Source organism: Reyranella sp. (assembly GCF_030651995.1).
Classification (GTDB): domain Bacteria; phylum Pseudomonadota; class Alphaproteobacteria; order Reyranellales; family Reyranellaceae; genus Reyranella.
Genome location: NZ_JAUSBN010000017.1, coordinates 1 through 21,454, shown reverse-complemented (window position 1 = coordinate 21,454; position 21,454 = coordinate 1). Strand labels below are relative to the sequence as shown.

The following is a 21,454-nucleotide window of genomic DNA, read 5'->3' as shown; positions in this document are numbered from 1 at the left end:
CAAGTTTCTGGCAGGAAAAGTGTTTCCGGCTATCGCCGGCCGGTGGGGGGGCTATAATCCCGCCGGGGCTTGGGGACTGGAGTCTTGGAATGGGATTCGTCCGTGCGGCGGTCTTCGTCTCGATCGTTGCGATCGGCGGAGCGGCCTACGTCTACCGCGATGATGTGATCCGGGTGGGTGGCCCCTATATCGGCATGGGTACGGCGGCCAAGACGGCCGAGGCCCAGTCGAGCCCCGCTGCGGGCGCGCAGCCGCAGGGTCGCCGCGGCCGCGCCAATCCCGGAGGGGCGGTGCCGGTCGTGGTCATGCCGGTCACGCGCGAGGCCATGCCCGTCGTGGTCGATGCCGTCGGAACGGTCCAGTCGATCGCCTCCGTCCAGATCAAGCCGCGGATGGACAGCCAGATCATGAAGGTGAATGTCGAGGAGGGCGCCCTCGTGAAGGAGGGCGACATCCTCTTCGAACTAGATGCACGCAGCCTGAAGGCACAGCTCGGCCAGATCGAGGCGCAGATCCGCAAGGACCAGGCGCAGGTCATGCAGGCCCGGCGCGACCTTCAGCGCAACGAGGAACTCCTGTCGAAGAACGCCGGCACCGTGGTGCAGCGCGACAATGCCGGTACCGCCCTGAAGGCCGCCGAAGCGCAGCTCGAGGCGGATGAGGCCGCCAAGGCCAGCGTCCAGACCCTGCTCACCTTCACGGAGATCCGGGCGCCGGTCTCGGGCCGCATCGGCTCGATCGCGAACAAGGCGGGGGCCGTCGTCCGCACCGGCGACAACTCGGCCACCAGCACCCTGGCCACGATCAACCAGATCGACCCGATCTATGTCACCTTCGCCATCCCGCAGATCATCCTGCCGGACCTGCGCGCTGCGATGGCCAAGGGCCCGGTCACGGTCACGGCGATCATCGACGACTCCAAGAAGCAGTCCGGCGAGATGGCCTTCATCGAGAATAGCGTCGACCCGAATACCGGCACGGTGACCGCGAAGGCGCGCATCGGCAACGCCAACGAGCTGTTGTGGCCCGGCCAGTTCGTCAAGGTGGAGATTGTGCTCGGCATCGAGTCCGACGCCCTCTCGGTCCCCTCGAGCGCCGTTCAGCTCGGTTCACAGGGACCGTTCGTGTTCGTCATCAAGGACGGCGTGGCCGAGCTCAGGCAGGTCGTCGTCAAGCGTACGCAGGACGGGCGGGCCGTGATCGGCAAGGGCGTCGAAAGCGGGGAGCAGGTGGTGGTCGACGGCCAGCTCCGGCTGGTCCAGGGCGCATCGGTGACGATTCGGCCGCCGACGGTGGACCCAAACCGGCCCGCGGCGCCACCACGTGGATAGCGGATCCTAGCGGAGGCGGGACGTGAACATCTCTGAACTTTGCATCCGCCGTCCGGTGATGACCATCCTGTTGATGGCATCGTTCGTCCTCGGCGGCATATTCGCCTACAAGCAGCTACCGGTCGCGGCCATCCCGCGCGTCGAGTTTCCGACCATCCAGGTCACTGCGCAGCTTCCCGGTGCCAGCCCTGAAACGATGGCCGCCTCGGTCGCGTCGATCCTAGAGCGTCAATTCTCGACGATCGCCGGTGTGACCACGATGACCTCGACGTCCTCGCTCGGAAACACCTCGATCGTCCTCCAGTTCGACCTCAACCGGAACATCGACGGCGCCGCGCTCGACGTTCAGTCGGCGATCTCCTCGGCTATGCGCCGATTGCCGCCCGAGATGACGACACCACCGAGCTTCCGCAAGGTCAATCCGGCGGACTGGGCGGTGATGTTCCTCGCACTCAAGTCGAGCCAGGCCCGGCTCTCGGACGTCGATGCCTTCGTCAATCGGGCGATCATGCCGCGCGTGTCGACCCTGCCGGGCGTGGCGCAGGTCCTGATCTTCGGCTCGCAGAAATTCGCCGTCCGCGTCCGCGCCGACCTCGACCAGCTTGCGGTTCGCGGGCTGACCTTGCAGGAGCTGCAGACCGCCGTCGTCAACGCCAACTCGAGCAAGCCGGTCGGTTCGATCGCCGACCAGAAGCAGAACGCCATTCTCGAGGCGACGGGGCCGATCAACAAGGCCGCGGACTACATGCCGGTGATCGTCACCTGGCAGAATGGCGCGCCGGTCCGCGTGTCCGACGTGGCGACGGCCATCGACAGCGTCGAGAACGACAAGGTGGCGAGCTGGCTCGACGGCACGCGCGCCATCATAATGGGTGTCTATCGCCAGCCCGACGCCAACACGGTCGAGGTGGTCGATCGGGTCAAGGCCATCATCCCGCAGATCCAGGCCGAACTGCCGGCGGGGGTCGAGATCCACCTGCTGGCCGACCGCTCGAAGCCAATCCGCGAGGCCATCGCCGACGTCGAGTTCACCCTGGCTCTGGCCGCCGTCCTGGTGATCATTGCGATCTACTTCTTCCTGCGCAGCGTCCGGGCGACCATGATCCCGGCGATCGCGCTGCCGATTTCGATCATCGGCACCTTCGCCGGCATGTATCTCTGCGACCATTCGATCGACAACATATCCCTGCTGGCACTGACCCTGGCCGTCGGCTTCGTGGTCGACGACGCCATCGTCATGCTGGAGAACATCGTCCGCCACATCGAGGCGGGCGAGAAGCCGATGGCGGCCGCGCTTAAGGGCTCCCGGGAGGTCGGCTTCACGATCGTCTCCATGACGCTCTCGCTGGTCGCCGTGTTCATTCCCGTGCTGTTCATGGGCGGCGTCGTCGGGCGCATGTTCAACGAGTTCGGCCTCGTCATCGCCTTCGCCATCCTGATCTCGGGCGTCGTGTCGCTGACCCTGACGCCGATGCTCTGTTCGCGCTGGTTGAAGCCTGTCGATCATCACGAGAAGCACAACGTGCTCCTGCGCGGTTTCGAGTGGGGATTCACGAAGGTCACCAATGGCTATGTCTGGGCGTTGCGGCACACGGTCCGCTTTCCCCGGCTGGTGCTCGCGATCACCCTCGGAACCTTCGTCGTCACCGCGGTCCTCTTCCAGGCAATCCCGAAGGGCTTCTTCCCGTCGGAGGATATCGGCCAGATCCAGGGGTCCACGATCGGGCCGGACGACGCGTCCTTCGACGCGATGGTGGCCCGCCAGTCGGCGCTGGCCGAGGTCATCCGACGCGACCCCGACGTGGCCTCGGTCGTGTCGACCGTCGGCGGCGGCAACGCGGCGGCCACGGTGAATTCCGGGCGCGTTTTCATCATGCTGCGGGACAAGCCGGAGCGTACGGACAGCGCCCAGCAGGTCATCGCCCGCCTGCGCCGGGCGACGGCCGCCGTGCCGGGCATCAACGTGTATTTCCAGGCCGCCCAGTCGATCAACATCGGCACGACGCAGAGCCGCGCCCAATACCAGTTCGGCATGCGGTCGAGCGACCTCAACCAGCTGCGCGAGTATGCCCCGCTGATGGAGGCGAGGATGCGCCGCATCCCGGCGATCCTCGACGTGAACTCCGACCTGCAGGTGCGGGCCCGATCGGCGATGATCGACATCGATCGCGACATCGCCTCGCGCCTCGGCGTTTCGGTCGACCAGATCCGCCTGCTCCTCTACTCGGCCTTCGGGTCGCGGCAGGTGTCGACCATCTACGCATCGGACGACACCTATCAGGTGATCCTCGAGGCGGATCCGAAGTACGGCGACGCCGGTGACATCCTGCGGAAACTGCAGGTCCGCACGCCCAATGGCGGCCTCGTGCCGCTCGACACGCTGGCCAAGCGCATCGACAAGCCGACCTCGCTGACCGTCAACCACATCGCGCAGCTTCCGTCGGTCATGATCTCCTTCAACCTCGCACCGGGGGTGGCGCTCGGCGAGGCCGTGCGCGACATCCAGGCGGCGGCGGCGGAGGTCGGCCTGCCGGCCACCATCACCACCAGTTTCGAGGGCAGCGCCCAGGTCTTCCAGCAGGCGGTCGCCAACCAGGGCCTGCTGCTGTTGGCGGCCGTGCTGGTGATCTACATCATCCTGGGAATCCTCTACGAGAGTTTCATCCATCCGCTGACCATCCTGTCGGGCCTGCCATCGGCCGGCATCGGCGCGCTTGCCACCCTGATGCTGTTCGGCATGGACCTGTCGGTCATCGCCATGATCGGTGTGGTGATGCTGATCGGCATCGTGAAGAAGAACGCCATCATGATGGTCGACTTCGCGATCGAGCGGCGCGGGCAGGGCGCAGATGCCGAGACGGCGATCGTGGAGGCCGCGTTGCTGCGCTTCCGGCCGATCATGATGACGACCGTTTGCGCCTTGCTCGGTGCGCTGCCGATCGCCGTGGGGCATGGCGCCGGCGCCGAACTGCGCCAGCCGCTGGGCATCACCGTCGTCGGTGGCCTGATGGTGTCGCAGATCCTGACGCTGTTCATAACGCCCGTCGTGTACATGTGGTTCGACAGGCTCACCGGCATGAAATTCAGCCCCGGCTGGGCGAGACGCTGGCGCACCAAGGGCCGCCTGCCGGCGGCGCCGGCCGAGTAGGCTTTCCCATTGAGAGTGTTCCATGACTGACGAGATCGGCGCCTTCGTTCCCGGACCTCGCGTGCGCATCGAGGGCAGGGCGGGCGGCCCGCTGTCGGGCCTGACCTTCGCGGCCAAGGATCTGTTCGCGGTGGCGGGCGTGCCGACCGGCGGCGGCAACCACGACTGGCCCACCGGGCGCCCGGTTCCCGAAAGCCATGCCTGGGCGGTCCAGACGCTGCTCGATGCCGGCGCCACCCTGATCGGCAAGACCATCACCGACGAGGTGTCGCTCGGCATCCTGGGCGAGAATGCCTTCGACGGCACGCCGAAGAACGTCCGCGCCCCGGGCCGTGTCCCGGGCGGCTCGTCCTCGGGGTCTGCCGCCGCCGTGGCGGCGGGGATCTGCGACACCGCGCTCGGCACCGATACCGGCGGTTCGGTGCGCGTGCCCTCGAGCTTCTGCGGCCTCTATGGCATCCGACCGACGCATGGCCGGATCGACGTGACAGGCATGCTGCCCCAGGCCCCGACCTCGGACACGACCGGATGGTTCGCGCGCGACGCCGAAACCTTCGCGAAGGTCTGCGCCGTGATGTTGGGCGAGGAGATCCCGGCGGCGTTGCCGTCGAAGCTCATCGTCGCGGTCGACGCCTTCGGCTTCGCCGACGCGGACACCTCCGAGGCGCTGCAGCCGATTGTGAGGCAGCTCGCGACGCTCATCGGTTCGAGCCGCGAGGAGATCATGGCACCGCAGGGCCTCTCGGTCTGGGCGCGTGCCCAGCGCACGCTGCAGCCCGCCGAAGCCTATGCGACCTTCAGGAGCTGGCTCGACGAGCGCAACCCGCGCTTCGCCTTCTCGGTCGCCAAGGCATTGGTCGCCGGCTCCACGATCCCCGAGAGCGACAAGGTCTGGGCCAACCTGATGCGCCAGGAAGTCCGCAGCCGTATGAAGTACCTGCTGCCGCCGGATACGATCCTCTGTCTGCCGACCACGCCGTTTCCGGCGCCGAAGGTCGGCCTGCCGCTCTCGGTGCTGGACCCGCTGCGCGACCGCATCACCTGCCTGTGCGCGCAAGGCGGGCTGGCGGGCTTTCCGCAGGTCAATCTGCCCGGCGCCATCACGGTTGACGGTCTGCCGGTCGGCCTGTCCATCATCGGCCCCCGCGGCAGCGACGCGACCCTGGTGGCCGTCGCGCGGGCGATGGAGAAGGTGGCGGGCTGAAGCGTCGCCGCAGGCCTCGGGAGGGCGCTTGACGAGCGAGAAGCAGAAGATGCTGGCGGGCGAACTCTACGTGGCGACCGGCGAGGAGCTGGCCGCCGACGTGCGCCGCGTCGCCGAATGGATGGACCGCTACAACGCCTCAATCGCCGCCACGCAGCGTGAGCATGCGGCGCTGCTGCGCGAGATGCTCGCCGAAGTGGGCGAGGGCGCCTACATCCGGCCACCCTTCCATTGCGACTATGGCTACAATATCAGCCTGGGCAAGGGCGTGTTCCTCAACTTCAACTGCATCATCCTCGACGTGGTGAAGGTCACGATCGGCGACCGTACCCAGATCGGGCCGGGCGTGCAGATCCTTACCGCGGACCATCCCCGCGATTCCGCGCGGCGTCGCGCCGGCCTCGAGTTCGGCCGGCCCATCGTCATCGGCGCCGATGTCTGGATCGGCGGCGGCGCCATCGTGTTGCCGGGCGTCAGCATCGGCGATGAGGTGATCGTGGGCGCGGGCGCCGTCGTCACCCGCGACGTCCCGGCGGGTGCTACAGTCGTGGGAAACCCAGCAAGAGCGAGGTGAGCGTGACGGATCTGACGCCGAATATTCCCGAAGTCGTGGCCGAGGTGCGCGAATTGTTCGAACGCTACGAGCAGGCTTTGATCGACAAGAACGTCGAGGTGCTCGACGCCACCTTCTGGAACAGCCCGCACACGATCCGTCTCGCCAACAACGAGCACGGCTACGGATTCGATCGCATCCATGCCTTTCGTGTCGCCCGCCCGCCGGGGCCCGGCTCCAAGGAAAAGCGGCTGCGGCTCGACATCGTCACCCTGGGCCGCGACATCGCGACGGTCTCGCTGGTCTACAAGGTGCGCGGCAAGGAGATGACCGGCCGGCAGACGCAGACGTGGGTGCGCCTGCCCGACGTCGGCTGGAAGGTCGTCCATGCTCACGTCTCGATGATGGCCGAAGAGCCGATCCACTAAGGAAAAGCCCACGACGGAGGAAACGATGGCCCAGCCTTCCGAAAGCCTTGGCAACGTGATGAACCCCGATCCCGCCTGGGTGGCCAAGGTAAACGAGCCCGCGCTCGAGCCTGACCTGCCGATCGTCGATCCGCATCACCATCTCTGGCAGCGCCCCGGCAACGACTATCTGTTTCACGACCTCTTGGCCGATACGCGGACCGGCCACAACATCGTGGGCACGGTGTTCGTCGACTGCCATTCGATGTACCGCAAGGACGGTCCGGCCGAGCTGCGCTGCATCGGCGAGACCGAGTTCGCCAACGGCGTCGCGGCGATGAGCGCGTCGGGCCTCTACGGCAACTTGCGCGCCTGCGCCGGCATCGTCGGCCATGTCGACCTGCGCCTCGGCGAAAGGGCGGGGGACGTTTTCGACGCCCAGATCGCCGCCGGCAACGGCCGTTTCAAGGGCATTCGCCACCAGACCGGCTGGGACGCGGACCCGGGGGTCCGCAACTCCCGCAACGACCCGCCGCCCGAGCAGACCCGTGATCTGACCTGGCGCGAGGGTTTCCGCGAGCTGGCGAAGCGCGACCTGACGTTCGACGCCTGGCTCTACCATCCGCAGCTTCCCGAGATTGCCGAACTGGCCGACTCCTTCCCGGGCACGCATATCGTGCTCGACCATGTCGGCGGGCCGCTCGGCTATGCCGGGTACGCCGGCCGCCACGACGAGGTGCGTGCGGCCTGGAAGAAGTCGATGGCCGAGCTGGCCCGTCGTTCGAACATCGTGGTGAAGCTGGGGGGCCTCGGCATGGCCATGGGCTGGTTCGACTTCTACCGGCGCCCGACGCCGCCGGGGTCGCCGGAACTCGCCGAGGCGTTCAGGCCCTGGGTCGAAACCTGCATCGAGCTGTTCGGCGTCGATCGCTGCATGTACGAAAGCAACTTCCCGGTCGACAAGATCACCTCGGGCTACGGCGTGCTGTGGAACGCCTTCAAGCGCCTCTCGTCCGGCGCGTCCGCTGCGGAGAAGTCGGCCTTGTTCTCCGGCACGGCTGCCCGCGTCTATCGCCTCGCCTGAACCTTTCGTTCGCCTTCCGAAACGCCGTTTGACATTTCGACATGCGACCGGCAGTTTTGCTCCCATAGAATTCTGTTGCATCCAAAATGGAGCAACAGGCGGCAGGCCGGTCAACGGCCGCCGCATCAGGGAGCGAAGGACAAAGCACCAATCGGACGACCAAGGTCCTTCGCATGGCTTTGACCAATGGGAGGAAAACATGCGCGTACTCGGTGCGTTAGTTGGAGTCGCCGCCGCTGCTGCGGTCGCTTTGGGTTCGGGCGCGGCGACCGCCCAGGACAAAAAGGTCCGCATGCAGATGCAGTCGAACTTCGCGTCGACGCTGGCACTGCTCGGGCCGAACGCGAATTATACGGTCGAGCAAATTCGGAAGCTGTCGGCGGGCAGCATCGACATCAAGTTCTTCGAACCCGGCGCGCTGGTGCCGGCGAGTCAGGCCTTCGACTCGGTCGCGTCGGGCGCGCTCGATGCCGCCTGGGCGACGCCGGGCTTCTGGACCGGCAAGGACATCGCCTTCGCGGTGTTTGCGACCGTGCCGTTCGGGCCCGGCCTCGGCGAGTACCTCGCCTGGATGAAGCACGGCGGCGGCGAGCAACTCATGCAGGCGCTCTACGCCAAGTACAACATCCACTCGGTCATGTGCCACCTGATCCCGCCCGAGGCTGCGGGCTGGTTCCGCAAGGAGATCAAGACGCTGGACGACCTGAAGGGCCTCAAGATGCGCTTCTTCGGTCTCGGCGCCAACGTGATGCAGAAGCTCGGTGTCTCGACCCAGCTCCTGCAGGCCGGTGAAATCTTCCAGGCGCTGCAGCTTGGCACGATCGACGCCACCGAGTTCTCCATGCCGGCCATGGATCTCAGCCTCGGATTCCACCAGGTGGCGAAGTTCTACTACTTCCCCGGCTGGCACCAGCAGGCCACGGTCGGCGACCTCATGATCAACAAGGCCAAGTGGGACTCGCTGTCGCCGCACCAGAAGCTGATCATTGAGGCGTCGTGCGACCAGACCGTGCTGCGCGGCATGAGCCTGGGTGAGTCGCTGCAGCCCAAGGCGCTGGCCGAAATCGAGAGCAAGGGCGTCAAGCTCGTGACCTGGGGGCCCGAATTCCTCGCCGCCTTCCAGAAGGCCTGGGACGAGGTCGCGGTCGAGCAGTCCGCGAAGAGCCCGGAATTCAAAAAGGCCTGGGACTCGCTCAGCAACTTCCGGAAGGAATACGCGATCTGGAGGGAACGCGGCTATCTCAAGTAGCCGTTGGGTCTGATGCACGCGGCCGCTCCAACCGAGCGGCCGCTTCTCTCTGTGGGGGAGTTCGTTCTGATGCAGGCATTGCTGAATACGAGCGATGCGATCAACGGTGTTCTGGCGCGTATTGCGCGCGTGTTCGGTTGGCTGTTTATCGCTCTGGTCGTCGTCATCTGCTGGGATGTGCTCACGCGCAAGCTGGGCTTCCAGATTCCCGGGTTCGGTTCGACCCCCATCCAGGAACTCGAGTGGCACCTGCATGGCGCCTTGTTCCTGTTCTGGCTGGGCTATGCCTATGTCCGGAATTCCCATGTTCGCATCGACGTGTTTACCGCCAACAAGACGGAACGTCAGAAGGCGAAGCTCGAAATTTTCGGCATTCTCGTCTTCGCCGTTCCCTACTGCATCGTCGCAACCTACTACTCTTTCCTGTTCGCGCAGGTGTCGTTCCTCCAGAACGAGCGATCGGACGCCCCGAACGGACTCGAGTACCGCTGGATCCTGAAGGGATGCCTGTTCCTCGGTCTGGTGCTGGTCGATGCGGCGGTTGCCTCGGTCCTGATGCGAAAGCTCGTCATTCTGTTCGGTCCTCCGGACCTCGCGGCGCGCGCTTCCTCGCCCGCGGCCAGTCACTGAGGGGGGCGGGCCATGGAATGGATCGCAGACCATCTCTCTGTCCTCATGTTTCTCGTGCTCACGTTCATCATGTTCGTGGGCTATCCGGTGGCGTTCGTCCTGGGGGGCGTTGCGCTTGCCTTCGGCGCGCTGGGCATCGCGTTCGACGTTTTCCGCCCGGCCCAGTTCGGAAGCCTGATCCCCCGAATCTGGGGCCAGGCCGTCCAGAATCAGGTCCTCATCGCCGTCCCGATGTTCGTCTTCATGGGCACGATCCTGGAGAAGTCGGGTGTTGCCGACGAGTTGCTGAAGGCGCTTCAGGTCATTACCCGGCGGATTCCCGGCGGACTTGCGATCTCGGTCACCGTGATGGGGACCATCATGGCCGCCACCACGGGCATCGTCGGCGCCTCGGTGATCATGCTCACCCTGATTGCCCTGCCGACCATGCTGGAGCGCGGCTACTCGAAGGAACTGTCGGTCGGGACCATCGCCTCGGCGGGCACGCTCGGTATCCTGATCCCGCCCAGCATCATGCTGGTCATCATGGGCGACCTCATGACGCTGTCGGTCGGAACGCTGTTCACGGCTGCCATCCTGCCGGGGCTGCTGCTGGCGGGCGTCTATCTCGTCTACATCTGCATCTATGCCGCGCTCAATCCCAAGATGGCGCCGCCCCTCTCGTCGGCAGAGGGGCCGCAGAACGCCACCGAACTCCTGCGCCTCGTGCTGCGCAGTTTCCTGCCACCGGCCTTCCTGATTTTCGTCGTCCTGGGCTCGATCTTCGGCGGCTGGGCAACGCCGACGGAGGCCGGCGGAACAGGCTGCGCCGGCGCGCTGTTGCTGGCGTGGTGGAACAAGCGCCTCAACCTGAAGATGTTGAACGAGGTGATCGAGAGTTCGGCTCTCACCAACGCCCTCGTGTTCTTCATCATCTTCGGGGCGACGCTGTTCTCGTTCGTGTTCCGCGCGCTGGGCGGCGACGATCTGGTGATTGAACTGCTCAAGGCCGCCGGTATCGACTCAGGCTGGGAGATCCTGATCTTCGTGATGGTGCTGGTCTTCATCATGGGGTTCTTCTTCGACTTCCTCGAGATCTGCCTGATCGTCCTGCCGATCTTCGCGCCCATCCTGCTGAAGGTCGACTTCACGCCGCACATCGCCGAGAACAAGGACTTCATGGTCTGGTTCGTGATCCTGGTGGCCGTGAACCTGCAGTCGGCGTTTCTGACGCCGCCCTTCGGCTTTGCGCTCTTCTACATGAAGGCGACCGTGCCGCCCTCGGTGACGATGGCCCACATCTACCGCGGCATCGTTCCGTTCGTGGCCCTGCAGGTCCTCACCGTCGCCATCTGCATGATTTGGCCGGAAATCATCCTGTACCTGCCGCGCGAATTCGGATTCCTCGACTGATTGGAGCGTCGGTGGACGTACGGCATTTCCCTCTCTCTCGCTGTAATTGCCGAGGGCTGCGTGGCTCCTCGATTGGCCCGGCGCGAGCGTTTCTCATGACAGCGGCCGTCGGCACCGCCTAGACTTCCGGCTCCATCTCCGGAGGTCGTTCCATGCGTAGATTAGTGCTTGCTTCGGCGGTCGCACTTGCGACCGCGCTTTCCTCCATCGCGCTGCCATCGGTCGTGTCCGCCCAGACCCTCAAGGTCGTCATGCATTCGGACGTCAAGGTGCTCGATCCGATCTGGAGCGGCGCCTATATCACGCGCAATCACGGCTACATGCTCTACGACGTGCTCTTCGCCATGGACGAGAAGTTCCAGGTGAAGCCGCAGATGGTCGAGACCTGGACCACGAGCGACGACGGGCTCGTCTGGACCTTCAAGCTGCGCGACGGGCTGGAATGGCACGACGGCCAGCCGGTGACGGCGGAGGATTGCATCGCCTCGCTGAAGCGGTGGGCGGCACGCGATGCGATGGGCCAGAAGCTGGCGCAGTCCCTGCAGGAGTACAAGGTCGTCGATCCCAGGACCTTCCAGATCGTGTTGAAGCAGAAGTTCGGCGCGGTGATCGAGGCGCTGGGCAAGCCCTCGGTGGTCGTGCCCTTCATGATGCCCAAGCGCATCGCCGAGACCGATCCGTTCAAGCAGATCGAGGACTATACCGGCTCCGGCCCCTTCGTGTTCAAGAAGGACGAATGGAAGCCCGGCGAGAAGCTCGTCTATACCAAGTTCGCCAAGTACAAGCCGCGCTCCGAGCCGATATCGGGCCTGTCCGGCGGCAAGGTGGTGAACGTCGATCGGATCGAGTGGGTTTCGATGCCCGACGCCGAGACCCAGGTGAATGCGCTCCTGAACGGCGAGATCGACTACCTCGAGAGCGTCTCCGCCGACCATCTGCCGCTGATCGAGAAGGACAAGGGCGTCCGCGTCATCAAGGGACGCGTTTCCAACCAGTACGCCTTCCGGCCGAACTGGCTGCTGCCGCCCTTCAACAACGAGAAGGTCCGCCAGGCCGCCGCGCTGGCCCTCAACCAGGAGGACTTCCTGCAGGCCAATATCGGCGACAAGCGCTTCTATCAGACCTGCAAGGCCATGTTTACCTGCGGTACGCCACTGGCGACCGATGCCGGCATGGCCGGGCTGGCCGAGGGCAATGCCGCCAAGGCCAGGGCGCTGCTGGCCGAAGCCGGTTACGACGGCACGCCCGTGACCTTGCTGGCGCCGACCGACCTTGGCGTCATCAAGCAGCTCGGGCCGGTGGCCAAGGCGCTGCTGGAGCGGGCAGGCTTCAAGGTCGACATGATTTCGATGGATTGGCAGAGCGTGATCGTGCGGCTGGCCAAGAAGGTGCCGGTCTCGGAAGGTGGCTGGAACGCCTTTTCGACGAGCTGGTCGCAGGTCGACATCCTCGATCCGCTGATGACGCCGTTCCTGATCGCCAGCTGCGACAAGGCCCGCGCCGGCTGGCCCTGCGACGAGGAGCTGGAGAAGCTGCGCGACAAGTACGTGCAGTCGACGACCGAGGCCGAGAAGAAGGCAGCGGCGGCCGCCGTTCAGGAGCGCGCCATCAAGGTGGTGACCCACGTGCCGCTCGGCGAATGGTTCGGCGTCAGCGCCGTGCGCGCAAATATCGGAACGATCACCCCGCCGCCGCCGGTGACGGTGTTCTGGGGCGTGTCGAAGAAGTAGGGCCGTGCCATTGATTCATCGGCATCGGATTGGCTTCGGCTAAGATCTTGGGTGAACTCCGGGCAGATCAGCCAGCTCAGAGTTCACATTAACCGCCGGGGCCAGGGGCTCCTTGAGCCATCTCCAGTTGGCAGCCTTTCCTGACTATTTGCTTCAACGCCCTCGGCCGGTGCCAACCAGGCACTCGGATTAATGTTCCAAAACAATGCCTTGCCAGCGTCGGCTAGCACGACGAAAGCTGGCGGATGCCGGAACCGAGTTTCCTTGGCGGGCGGTTTCCGCCTCATCGGATTTTATCGGGCTGGCTCGGCGCGGCGGGCTCGGCCCGTGTCCTGGCCTACGCTCTGGCGTCCGAGGCCCGGTTCGCACCGACGCGGCTCGCCCACGAGGGCACGGGTCGCCTCGAAACGCTCACTCGCCTGTCCGCTGTCCTGAAGGATCTCGGCGCCTTTGCCCGGCCGCTGCGCCGCCGGGCGTTGGCCCTGCAGGCGGAGCTGGAAGCGGATTTCGGGATGGCGCACACGCCACCCAACAGCACGCAGATGGAACTGGTGGCGCATGGCGACGGCGCCTTCTACCGGCCGCACACCGATACGTTCACCGGCGACCAGTACACGCCCGGCGGCCGCCGGCGTCTCACCATGGTCTACTACTTTCACCGCGAGCCGCGCCGCTTCACGGGCGGGCGTCTTCGGCTCTTCGACCTGGGCGGCGGCCAGACGATCGATGTCGAGCCGGTGCACGACAGCCTGCTCGTCTTCCCCTCGACGGCGCGTCACGAAGTCGAGCGCGTCTCCTGTCCCGATGGCGCCTTTGCCGATGGCCGCTTTGCCGTGAACATCTGGCTGTGCGGCTGACGGTTACTCCGCCGCCTGCAGCGCAGGCGCCTTCTCGGGAGACGTCTCGATCGCGCGGCCGCTGCGCCTGGCGGCGTCCTCGGCTTCCCAGCGGATGGCGATCTCGGCCAGCCGGTCCATGACCTCGTCCAGTTCCCCGCCGCGCTTGGTGAGGGAATAGGTGACCTTGGGCGGGATGGTCGCCTCGTAGTCACGCTTCACCAGCGCCGCGCCTTCCAGGGTGCGCAGGCGCTCGGTCAGCATCTTGGCCGAGATGCCCGAGACCCGGCGCTTCAGCTCGCCAAAGCGCTGCGGCCCATGGGTGCGAAGATTGTAGAGGATGTAGGTCGTCCACGGGCCCATCAGCATGCGGAGGATGAAGTCCATCGGGCAGCTGACGCTTTCCTTGGCCTGGGCGGGGGTCGCGGGGGGCGAGGTGCTCATGGAAAAACCTCATGGTTACGAATGGGTACTTACTCAGGAATATATAGCGATCCTCCCAGATGTTTCCAGTCACTTTGTGAAAGCTACGAATCTGAAGAAACTCGACTGCAGGTTCTCCGGTGAACCAAAGGGCGCAACAAGCTCGCCGCCGGCTTCGCCCAAGCCGCTTGATTGCGGCTGTCCTTCACAAACGAGAAGGGGGACCTTCGCCTGCCTGGCGAAGGTCCCCCGATCGACTGTTGTTGGCAGCGATACCGTTACTTCTTGGTGATGTTCCACATCACCGGCACCGGGCCGGGCAGCCAGCCGCTGATCCGGTCCTTGCGGTAGGCGCCGAACGCCTTGTACTGGCCGAGCACGATGTACGTGGCCTGGTCCATCACCCGGTCGGAGACGGCCATGGCGATCTCCTTCCGCTTGGCCGGGTCGACTTCCCTGGCGTACGACGCGCGAAGCTTCTCCATCTCGGCATCGCACGGCCAGCCGAACCAGGCCTTTTCGCAGCCGCCGCTGGTGAAGGAATTGCCGGCCGGGCTCTCGGTACCGACCGTGACGGTCGTCGTGTAGAAGATGTTCCAGCCGCCCTGCGCCGGCGGATCCTTCTTGGCGCGGCGCGTCACGACCGTCTGCCAGTCCATCGACTGCAGGTCGACCTTGAAGCCGATCTTCTCCAGCGCCTGCTTGCCGACCGGCGGAAGCTGGTTCGAGGAGAGCAGGTCGGTGGCATGCATCATGACGATCGGCGTGCCGTCATAGCCGCTCTCCTTCAGGAGCTGGCGCGCCTTCTCGAGATCGGGCTTGACCAGCAGGTTGCCGTAGCTCTTCTCGTAGGGCGAGCCGCAGACCAGTGGCGCGTTGCAGACCCGGTAGATCTCGGGATCGCCCACCTGGGCGCGCAGGAAGTCTTCCTGGGCGATCGCATACATCGCCGCCTGCCGGGCCTTCAGGTTGTTGAACGGCGGGTGGAGGTGGTTGAAGCGCATGATGATCTGGCTGCCCTGCGCGTTCCAGCCGTAGAGCTCGACGTTCTTGTCGGCCTTCAGCAGCGGGAAGAGATCGGGCACCGGAATCTCGATCAGGTCGATCTCGCCCTGGATCAGGGCATTGACCGCCGTGCTCGGGTCGGAGATCGCGAGCCATTCGAGGCGATCGATCTTCACCACCTTGCCGCCGGCCAGCATCGAGGGCGGCTCGGGACGCGGCTTGTACTTGGTGTTCTTGGCGTAGACGTGCTTCTCGCCGGGCTTGGACTCGGCGTTCACGTAGATGAACGGGCCCGAGCCGATCTGGCTGTCGATCTGCTTGAAGGGATCGGTGTCGGCGACCCGCTTCGGCATCATGAACGGGACCTGTGACGACGGCTTGCCGAGCGAATCGAGCACCAGACCGTACGGCTCCTTCAGCACCATCTGGAAGGTCTTGGGATTGACCTCCTTGAACTCCTTCACGAAGTCCATGAGCTTCTGGCCCATCGAATCGCGGGCGCCCCAGCGCTTGATCGAGGCGATGCAGTCCTCGGACGTCACCGGCTTGCCGTCATGCCATTCGAGGCCGTCGCGCAGGGTGAAGGTCCACACCGTCTTGTCGGCGGACACCTCGTACTTGTCGACCATCTGCGGCTTGACGACGTTGTTCTCGTCCGACGCAAACAGCGTGTCGTAGACGAAGTAGCCATGGTTGCGGGTGACGTAGGCCGTCGTCCAGATCGGATCGAGGATCGTCAGGTTGCCGTTCTGCACGAACTTGACGACCTTGCCCTGGGCCAGCACCGGCCCCGCACTCGACAGGATCGCACCGGCAACCATTGCCGCGAGCGTCCGCTTCATTACTTTTTTCATAGAGCCCCCTCCGGGTTTCTTCCCCATCGAAAAAGGCAGGGAGCGCCCGCCTTCATCGATGGGCGCGCGGGGAGGACCCCCCGCGCGCGTATCGAGCTACTTCTTGGTGACGTTCCAGAACACCGGAACCGGCGCCGTGAGGTTGCCGTCGACGTTGTTGCGACGGGCCAGCGGCGCGTACCACTGGCCGACGTTGATGTGGGTCGGATGGTTGACCCAGTACTTCTGAAGTTCCTCGACGATCTGCTTCTGCTTCGCCGGGTCCGTCTCCTTGGAGAACTGGTCGCGATACTTCTCGATCGTCGCGTCGCACGGCCAGCCGAACATGGCCTTGTCGCACGAGGAGTTGAAGAAGCCGGCCATCACGGGGTTCAGGATGTCGGCGGCCACCCACGAAGTGAGGAAGGCGTGCCAGCCGCCTGCGTTCGGCGGGTCCTTCTTGACGCGGCGGGCGACCAGCGTCTGCCAGTCCATCGACACCATGTCGACCTTGAAGCCGGCGCGCTCCAGCTGAGCCTTGGCGACCGGGGCGAGGTTGGTGAGAACCTGAAGGTCGGTCGAATGCATCAGCACGATCGGCGTGCCGTCGTAGCCGGCTTCCGTGAGGAGCTGCTTGGCCTTGGCGGCATTGCCGTTCAGCACGTCGGCCATGCCCGCGTCGGTCTCCAGCGGCGTGCCGCAGACGAAGGGCGCCTTGCAGACCTTGAACCACTGCGGGTCGCCGATCGTGGCCTTGAGGAAGTCTTCCTGCGCGAAGGCGACGAAGACAGCGTGGCGGACCTTCGCGTTGTCGAAGGGCTTGGCCGTGCTGTTGAAGCGGAACGTATATTGATTGCCGGTCGGGTTGAAGCTGAGCAGCTTGATGTTCTTGTCCTTGGCAAGCAGCGGCAGCAGGTCGTGGCCGGGCGATTCGATCATGTCGATCTCGCCGCTCTGCAGCGCCGCCACCTGCGTCTGGATGTCCGGCATGGCAAGCCATTCGACGCGGTCGACCTTGACCACCTTGCCGCCGGCCAGGCCGTTGGCGGGCTCGGCGCGCGGCTTGTACTTGGCATTCTTGACGTAGACGATTTTCTCGCCGGGCTTCCACTCGTCGCCCTTGAAGATGAACGGGCCGGAGCCGATCACGTCCTCGAGCTTGATCTGCTGCATCGGGTCGGTTTCGGCCGTCTTCTTCGGCATCATGAACGGCACGTTCGACGAAGGCTTGCCGAGCGACTGCAGCACCAGGCCGTAGGGCTCCTTCATCTTCAGCTTGAAGGTCTTGGCGTCGACGACCTCGAGCCCTTCGGCCGACGCCATCAGCTTCTGACCCATCGAATCGCGGGCGGCCCAGCGCTTGATCGAGGCGACGCAGTCTTCCGCGGTCACGGGCTTGCCGTCATGCCATTCGAGACCGTCGCGCAGCGTGAAGGTCCAGGTCAGCTTGTCGGCCGACACGTCGTACTTGTCGACCATCTGCGGCTTGACGTCGAACTTCTCGTCCATGGCGAACAGCGTGTCCCACACCATGTAGCCGTGGTTGCGCTGGATGTAGGCCGTGGTCCAGATCGGATCGAGGATCTTCACGTCCGAATGCATCACGACCTTGAGCGTCTGTGCCTGTACCGGGGCAGCGGCCATGACGCCGCTGACACCCGCTGCAGCCATGACGGCTAGCGCCGACTTCCTGAATGAAAACATGATTTTTTAGCTCCCTGTCTTGCGGCCATTTCTTGTCCTCGCACGAGCTTGCAAGAATCGAGCCGCCCCGGGGGGACAGTAGCAGCCGGGAACCCCCCTCTGACAAGCCGATTCAGAGGCTGCGCAGACGTCAGCGCGGCTTGTTGATCGCCTGCTCGAGCAGCTGGAGCACGCCTTCGGATGCGGCGGAGGCGACGATGTCGCCGAATCCCGCCCAGGAACCCTTGGCCGCAGCGAGGGGTACGGGATTGGACTGCTCGATGTCGCCGACATTCTTGCCGGCCGGATCCTTCACGATCCATTTGACGACGAGCCGGGCCATGCGGTCGTCGATCGGCGTCATGTTCACCGTGCCGACCACGGTGAAGGCGCCCTCTTCTGCCTGGTCGACGATCACGAGCTTGCTCGATCCCAGCGCACGCCGCATGCCGGACGTCAGCTGGCGGTTGCCGTCGGACGGCGCCCCGGTGACCGGCGCCACCAGCACCTTGACCTGCGTTTCGGCGGGCTTGGCGGCGACTGGTGTCGGAACGGTCGTGGTGGTGGGCGGGCCGTCTGTCGGCGCCGGTGGCGCGGCCGCGGGATCGGGCGGGAATTCGTAGGGGATGGTGACGCCCGCGGCGACCTGGCCGGGCGCGCGCGGGATGAAATTGGGCGGTTTGCCGATCAGGGTCGCGACCCGGGGTGCCGCCTGCTGCGCGATGCGCGAGACCAGGCGCTCGGCCTGCCCGGCATAGTCCTCGGGCGGCGCCCGCGTCTTCACGGTCGCCGGCTCGTCGGTGCGCGGCTTGCCGCGGATGCTCCAGTCGACCTGGACCTCGATCGACATGCCGGCGTCGCGGGTGCTCATCACGCCGTCGACCTGGATCGGTGCCTCGGCGGGGGCCACCGCGGCCACGATCCCGTAGGACTGCAGTTCGATGGCGAGGGCGGCCGCGACCCGCTCGCCCATCTGCGGCGGCATGTTGCGCGGCGGGCTGATCGCGACCTCGACCTTGTCGCGGATCTGGCGTCCGTAGGAAACCTGGGACGGATTGTGCTCGAAGGGTCTGGGCGATCCGCCGCACGCCGCGAGGGCGAGCAGGCAGAGCAGCATCACAACATGGCGCATGTCGCGACGACCCCGAGCAGGCAGCAGACCATCAGGATGATGAAGTAGGGCACGTCAGGCCGTGAGGGCGATCGCCGACAGGCCGCGCCCGTAGTCGCGCACGCCCTGCAGAGTGTTGCGGCGGTAGCTGAAGAAGTCGTCGGTGCCGGTGAGCGTGTCGTGGCCGGTGGCGGTCACGGCGACGCCGTTGCGCGCGATGCGATGCACCAGATAGCCCGGCAGGTCGAACATGAAATGGCCGGCGCGCGTCGAGTTCCGGAAGAAGGCGGCGTTCGCCTCGTCCTGCGCCAGGAACGGCGCCGGGAATTCAGGTCCGACCTCGTAGGAGTCCGGCCCGATGCAGGGACCGACCACGACCTTGATGCGCTCGCGCCGGGCGCCGAGCTTCTCCATGGCCGCGATGGTGGCGTCGACCACACCGCCCAGCGCGCCCTTCCAGCCGGCATGCGCCGCGCCGATCACCGAGGCGGCGCCATCGGCCAGCAGCACCGGTGCGCAGTCGGCCGCCATCACGCCCAGCGCAACGCCCGGCCGGTCAGTCACGAGACCGTCGGCTTTGGGGGCGCCCGGCGAACTCCAGCGTTCCGCGGTGACCGTCAGCACGTCGGCCGAATGGATCTGGTGCACGGTCTGCAGGTCGGGTTCGTCGAGACCGAATTGCTCGGCTGCGCGGCGACGGTTCTCGCGCACGTGCTCCGGCGCATCGGCTGAGCCATAGCCGCAGTTGAGCGACGAAAAGAGACCGGTGCTGACGCCGCCCCGGCGGGTGAAGAAGCGGTGCTGCACCCCGTCGAGGGCGGCAAGGGTCTGGGCCTGGATCATGCTTCGTCCGAGGGGGTGTCCACAAAGCCGGCTGGGGGAGCGCTCTTGCCGTCGCCGAGAGCCAGCACGCGGAAGAGGGTGCCCATTTGGTCGGGCGCGATCAAGCGGGCCGATGCCGCATCGATGGCATCGGCCTGCGCCGCCTTTGCATTGCGCTTCAGGGCCTGCGCGCGCTCGGGAAGACCGAGCCGGCGCAGGAACGCGCCTTGGCCCACCGGCCCGTAGGCAGTGACGCCGGACGCGGCGGCGAGAGCCGCGAAGTCGACATGGGCGCTGAGGTCGGTCTCGCCGGGACGATCGAGGATGCCCGCGCCCTGATGGCCGCGCACGGCCTGCAGCGAGGCGGCGCGGCCGGCGCTCTCCAGCCCATAGTCGATGATGAGGGCCCAGCCGCCATCGCGGGAAATGCGCGCCCCGATCGCGCCGGCCAGCGACCTTCCGGCTTCGCTGAGTTCGGCTTCGGCGCCTTGCTCTGCATCGGGCAACAGTGGGGCGAAGGGCGTATGGCCCGGCGCCAGGGCCAGCCGCAGTCCGCCCTGCTCGTCGAGGCCGACCATGCGCTCGCGCCAGCCGGTCGCGGTGCGATGGAACTGGCGGACCGGCAGCGCATCGAAGAATTCGTTGGCGACCAGCAGCAACGGTCCCCCGGGCACTTCGTCGAAGCGCTCGTGCCACGTCGGATGGTGGGCCTGCAATGCCGCGCGCTGGGCCTCGCGCATCGGCGCATTGGTGTCGACGAGATGCAGGTCGATCGCGGCCTGAAAGCCGGGCACGCCGCGGGTCACGCGCAGGGCATCGGCCATCAGCGTGCCGCGGCCGGGGCCGAGCTCGACCAGCCGCACGGAGGCCGGCCGGCCCATCGCCAGCCAGCGCTCGGCCAGCCAGGCGCCGATCAGTTCGCCGAACATCTGCGAGATCTCGGGCGCGGTGGTGAAGTCGCCGGCGGCGCCGACGGGCACCGCGCGGCGGTAGTAGCCCAGCCGCGGATGACCCAGCGCCTCGGCCATGAAGTCGGCCAGCGAGATCGGCCCGGTGAGCGCGATGCGGCGCGCGATCAGCCCGCCCAGCTCGGTCACGGCGCCTCGGTCACGGCAGGGCAGGCTTGCGGTAGGCCCGCAGCATCAGCCACAAGCCGAACAGCAGCACGGGCAGCGACAGCAGCATGCCCATGGTGATCGGCCCCCACAGGTAGCCGAGATGCGCGTCGGGCTCGCGGAAGAGCTCGCCCACGATGCGGGCCAGGCCATAGCCGGCGCAGAACACGCCGGTCAGCAGGCCGGGCCGGCGGCGGCCCTCGGTGAGCTTCCACACCGCGACCACGATGAGGGTGAGCAGCACGCCCTCGAAGAAGGCCTGGTAGAGCTGGCTGGGATGGCGCGGCAGGGGCCCGCCGCGCGGGAAGACCATGGCCCAGGGCACATCGCTCACGCGACCCCACAATTCGCCGTTTATGAAGTTGGCCAAGCGACCGAAGAACAGGCCGAGCGGCGCCACGATCGCCACCAGGTCCGACAGCATGAAGGGATCGGCCTTGTTGCGCATCGCGAACAGCAGGATGGCGGCGATCACTCCCAGCAGCCCGCCGTGGAAGGACATGCCGCCTTCCCACAGGGTGAGCGCGGCCAGCGGATGCTCGATGTAGAAGCCCGGCTTGTAGAACAGCACGTAGCCCAGCCGCCCGCCCAGGATGACGCCGAGCGCGGCCCACAGCAGGAAGTCGTCGATCTTGAGCGGCGACAGCACCTTGGGCGGCTGCTCGCAGACGCGGCGCATGACCTGCCAGCCGATCACCAAGCCCGCGATGTAGGCCAGCGCGTACCAGCGGATGGCGAAGGGCCCGAGCTGGACCAGGACGGGATCGATCTCGGGAAACGGGATCGCCAGGAGGATCGGGGCCAAGAGATTGTCGGGGAGGGTGTTCATGAGGGCGACCCTTATAGCCGGGGAATCGCATCCCCAAAATCGTCGCGGCGCCGATCCGGGAGGATCGGC

Annotated in this window: 18 protein-coding genes; 11 read left to right on the top strand and 7 right to left on the bottom strand. The window is 66.0% G+C overall.

Annotation, left to right across the window (positions count from 1 at the left end):
• Positions 1–89 precede the first annotated feature (89 nt).
• From Q7V45_RS03985 to Q7V45_RS03935, 11 genes are all read left to right on the top strand, one after another.
• A complete protein-coding gene (locus Q7V45_RS03985; protein WP_304847327.1) occupies positions 90–1,331 on the top strand; it encodes an efflux RND transporter periplasmic adaptor subunit in 1,242 nt (413 codons plus the stop codon).
• A gap of 22 nt (positions 1,332–1,353) precedes the next feature.
• On the top strand, positions 1,354–4,479 hold the full coding sequence (locus Q7V45_RS03980; protein ID WP_304847324.1) for an efflux RND transporter permease subunit: 3,126 nt from the start codon (positions 1,354–1,356) through the stop codon (positions 4,477–4,479).
• 22 nt (positions 4,480–4,501) lie between these two features.
• Entirely contained in the window at positions 4,502–5,683 is a 1,182-nt protein-coding gene (locus tag Q7V45_RS03975; RefSeq protein WP_304847321.1) for an amidase, read from the top strand.
• Between the two features lie 28 nt (positions 5,684–5,711).
• Complete coding sequence (locus tag Q7V45_RS03970) at positions 5,712–6,257, top strand: sugar O-acetyltransferase (protein WP_304847318.1); 546 nt, start codon at positions 5,712–5,714, stop codon at positions 6,255–6,257.
• Between the two features lie 2 nt (positions 6,258–6,259).
• On the top strand, positions 6,260–6,664 hold the full coding sequence (locus Q7V45_RS03965) for an AtzH-like domain-containing protein (RefSeq protein ID WP_304847315.1): 405 nt from the start codon (positions 6,260–6,262) through the stop codon (positions 6,662–6,664).
• A 25-nt stretch (positions 6,665–6,689) separates the two neighbouring features.
• A complete protein-coding gene (locus Q7V45_RS03960; protein ID WP_304847312.1) occupies positions 6,690–7,727 on the top strand; it encodes an amidohydrolase in 1,038 nt (345 codons plus the stop codon).
• Between the two features lie 199 nt (positions 7,728–7,926).
• Complete coding sequence (locus tag Q7V45_RS03955; protein WP_304847309.1) at positions 7,927–8,976, top strand: TRAP transporter substrate-binding protein; 1,050 nt, start codon at positions 7,927–7,929, stop codon at positions 8,974–8,976.
• Positions 8,977–9,045: 69 nt separating this feature from the next.
• On the top strand, positions 9,046–9,606 hold the full coding sequence (locus tag Q7V45_RS03950) for a TRAP transporter small permease subunit (RefSeq protein ID WP_304847306.1): 561 nt from the start codon (positions 9,046–9,048) through the stop codon (positions 9,604–9,606).
• A gap of 12 nt (positions 9,607–9,618) precedes the next feature.
• On the top strand, positions 9,619–10,998 hold the full coding sequence (locus tag Q7V45_RS03945; RefSeq protein ID WP_304847303.1) for a TRAP transporter large permease subunit: 1,380 nt from the start codon (positions 9,619–9,621) through the stop codon (positions 10,996–10,998).
• Positions 10,999–11,150: 152 nt separating this feature from the next.
• Positions 11,151–12,728: an ABC transporter substrate-binding protein gene (locus tag Q7V45_RS03940; protein ID WP_304847301.1), complete on the top strand. Its 1,578-nt coding sequence runs from the start codon at positions 11,151–11,153 to the stop codon at positions 12,726–12,728.
• 245 nt (positions 12,729–12,973) lie between these two features.
• Entirely contained in the window at positions 12,974–13,585 is a 612-nt protein-coding gene (locus Q7V45_RS03935; RefSeq protein ID WP_304847299.1) for a 2OG-Fe(II) oxygenase, read from the top strand.
• Positions 13,586–13,588: 3 nt separating this feature from the next.
• Here Q7V45_RS03935 and Q7V45_RS03930 read toward each other — a convergent pair whose 3' ends face one another.
• From Q7V45_RS03930 to lgt, 7 genes are all read right to left on the bottom strand, one after another.
• Positions 13,589–14,008 (bottom strand): helix-turn-helix domain-containing protein, encoded by a 420-nt coding sequence (locus tag Q7V45_RS03930; protein ID WP_304847297.1) that lies wholly within the window; start codon positions 14,006–14,008, stop codon positions 13,589–13,591.
• A 257-nt stretch (positions 14,009–14,265) separates the two neighbouring features.
• Positions 14,266–15,834 (bottom strand): ABC transporter substrate-binding protein, encoded by a 1,569-nt coding sequence (locus Q7V45_RS03925; RefSeq protein WP_304847295.1) that lies wholly within the window; start codon positions 15,832–15,834, stop codon positions 14,266–14,268.
• 108 nt (positions 15,835–15,942) lie between these two features.
• A complete protein-coding gene (locus Q7V45_RS03920; protein WP_304847292.1) occupies positions 15,943–17,529 on the bottom strand; it encodes an ABC transporter substrate-binding protein in 1,587 nt (528 codons plus the stop codon).
• A 130-nt stretch (positions 17,530–17,659) separates the two neighbouring features.
• Positions 17,660–18,640, bottom strand: a complete 981-nt coding sequence (locus Q7V45_RS03915) for a hypothetical protein (protein ID WP_304847289.1) — start codon at positions 18,638–18,640, stop codon at positions 17,660–17,662.
• A gap of 54 nt (positions 18,641–18,694) precedes the next feature.
• Entirely contained in the window at positions 18,695–19,462 is a 768-nt protein-coding gene (pgeF, locus tag Q7V45_RS03910) for a peptidoglycan editing factor PgeF (RefSeq protein WP_304847286.1), read from the bottom strand.
• Positions 19,459–20,538 (bottom strand): class I SAM-dependent methyltransferase, encoded by a 1,080-nt coding sequence (locus Q7V45_RS03905; RefSeq protein ID WP_304847284.1) that lies wholly within the window; start codon positions 20,536–20,538, stop codon positions 19,459–19,461. Before Q7V45_RS03905 ends, pgeF begins: the two co-directional genes overlap by 4 nt.
• Positions 20,539–20,548: 10 nt before the next feature.
• Positions 20,549–21,385, bottom strand: coding sequence for a prolipoprotein diacylglyceryl transferase (gene lgt, locus Q7V45_RS03900; RefSeq protein WP_304847282.1), 837 nt, complete (start codon positions 21,383–21,385; stop codon positions 20,549–20,551).
• Between the last annotated feature and the right edge of the window lie 69 nt (positions 21,386–21,454).

Excerpts from the sequence above, each read along its gene's own strand:
- Q7V45_RS03930 (WP_304847297.1), bottom strand. The coding sequence starts at position 14,008 with ATGAGCACCTCGCCCCCCGCGACCCCCGCCCAGGCCAAGGAAAGCGTC.
- Q7V45_RS03950 (WP_304847306.1), top strand. The coding sequence starts at position 9,046 with ATGCAGGCATTGCTGAATACGAGCGATGCGATCAACGGTGTTCTGGCG.
- Q7V45_RS03945 (WP_304847303.1), top strand. The coding sequence starts at position 9,619 with ATGGAATGGATCGCAGACCATCTCTCTGTCCTCATGTTTCTCGTGCTC.
- Q7V45_RS03915 (WP_304847289.1), bottom strand. The coding sequence starts at position 18,640 with ATGCGCCATGTTGTGATGCTGCTCTGCCTGCTCGCCCTCGCGGCGTGC.
- Q7V45_RS03920 (WP_304847292.1), bottom strand. The coding sequence starts at position 17,529 with ATGTTTTCATTCAGGAAGTCGGCGCTAGCCGTCATGGCTGCAGCGGGT.
- lgt (WP_304847282.1), bottom strand. The coding sequence starts at position 21,385 with ATGAACACCCTCCCCGACAATCTCTTGGCCCCGATCCTCCTGGCGATC.
- Q7V45_RS03955 (WP_304847309.1), top strand. The coding sequence starts at position 7,927 with ATGCGCGTACTCGGTGCGTTAGTTGGAGTCGCCGCCGCTGCTGCGGTC.
- Q7V45_RS03960 (WP_304847312.1), top strand. The coding sequence starts at position 6,690 with ATGGCCCAGCCTTCCGAAAGCCTTGGCAACGTGATGAACCCCGATCCC.
- Q7V45_RS03925 (WP_304847295.1), bottom strand. The coding sequence starts at position 15,834 with ATGAAGCGGACGCTCGCGGCAATGGTTGCCGGTGCGATCCTGTCGAGT.
- Q7V45_RS03975 (WP_304847321.1), top strand. The coding sequence starts at position 4,502 with ATGACTGACGAGATCGGCGCCTTCGTTCCCGGACCTCGCGTGCGCATC.
- Q7V45_RS03940 (WP_304847301.1), top strand. The coding sequence starts at position 11,151 with ATGCGTAGATTAGTGCTTGCTTCGGCGGTCGCACTTGCGACCGCGCTT.
- Q7V45_RS03985 (WP_304847327.1), top strand. The coding sequence starts at position 90 with ATGGGATTCGTCCGTGCGGCGGTCTTCGTCTCGATCGTTGCGATCGGC.
- Q7V45_RS03935 (WP_304847299.1), top strand. The coding sequence starts at position 12,974 with ATGCCGGAACCGAGTTTCCTTGGCGGGCGGTTTCCGCCTCATCGGATT.
- pgeF (WP_304847286.1), bottom strand. The coding sequence starts at position 19,462 with ATGATCCAGGCCCAGACCCTTGCCGCCCTCGACGGGGTGCAGCACCGC.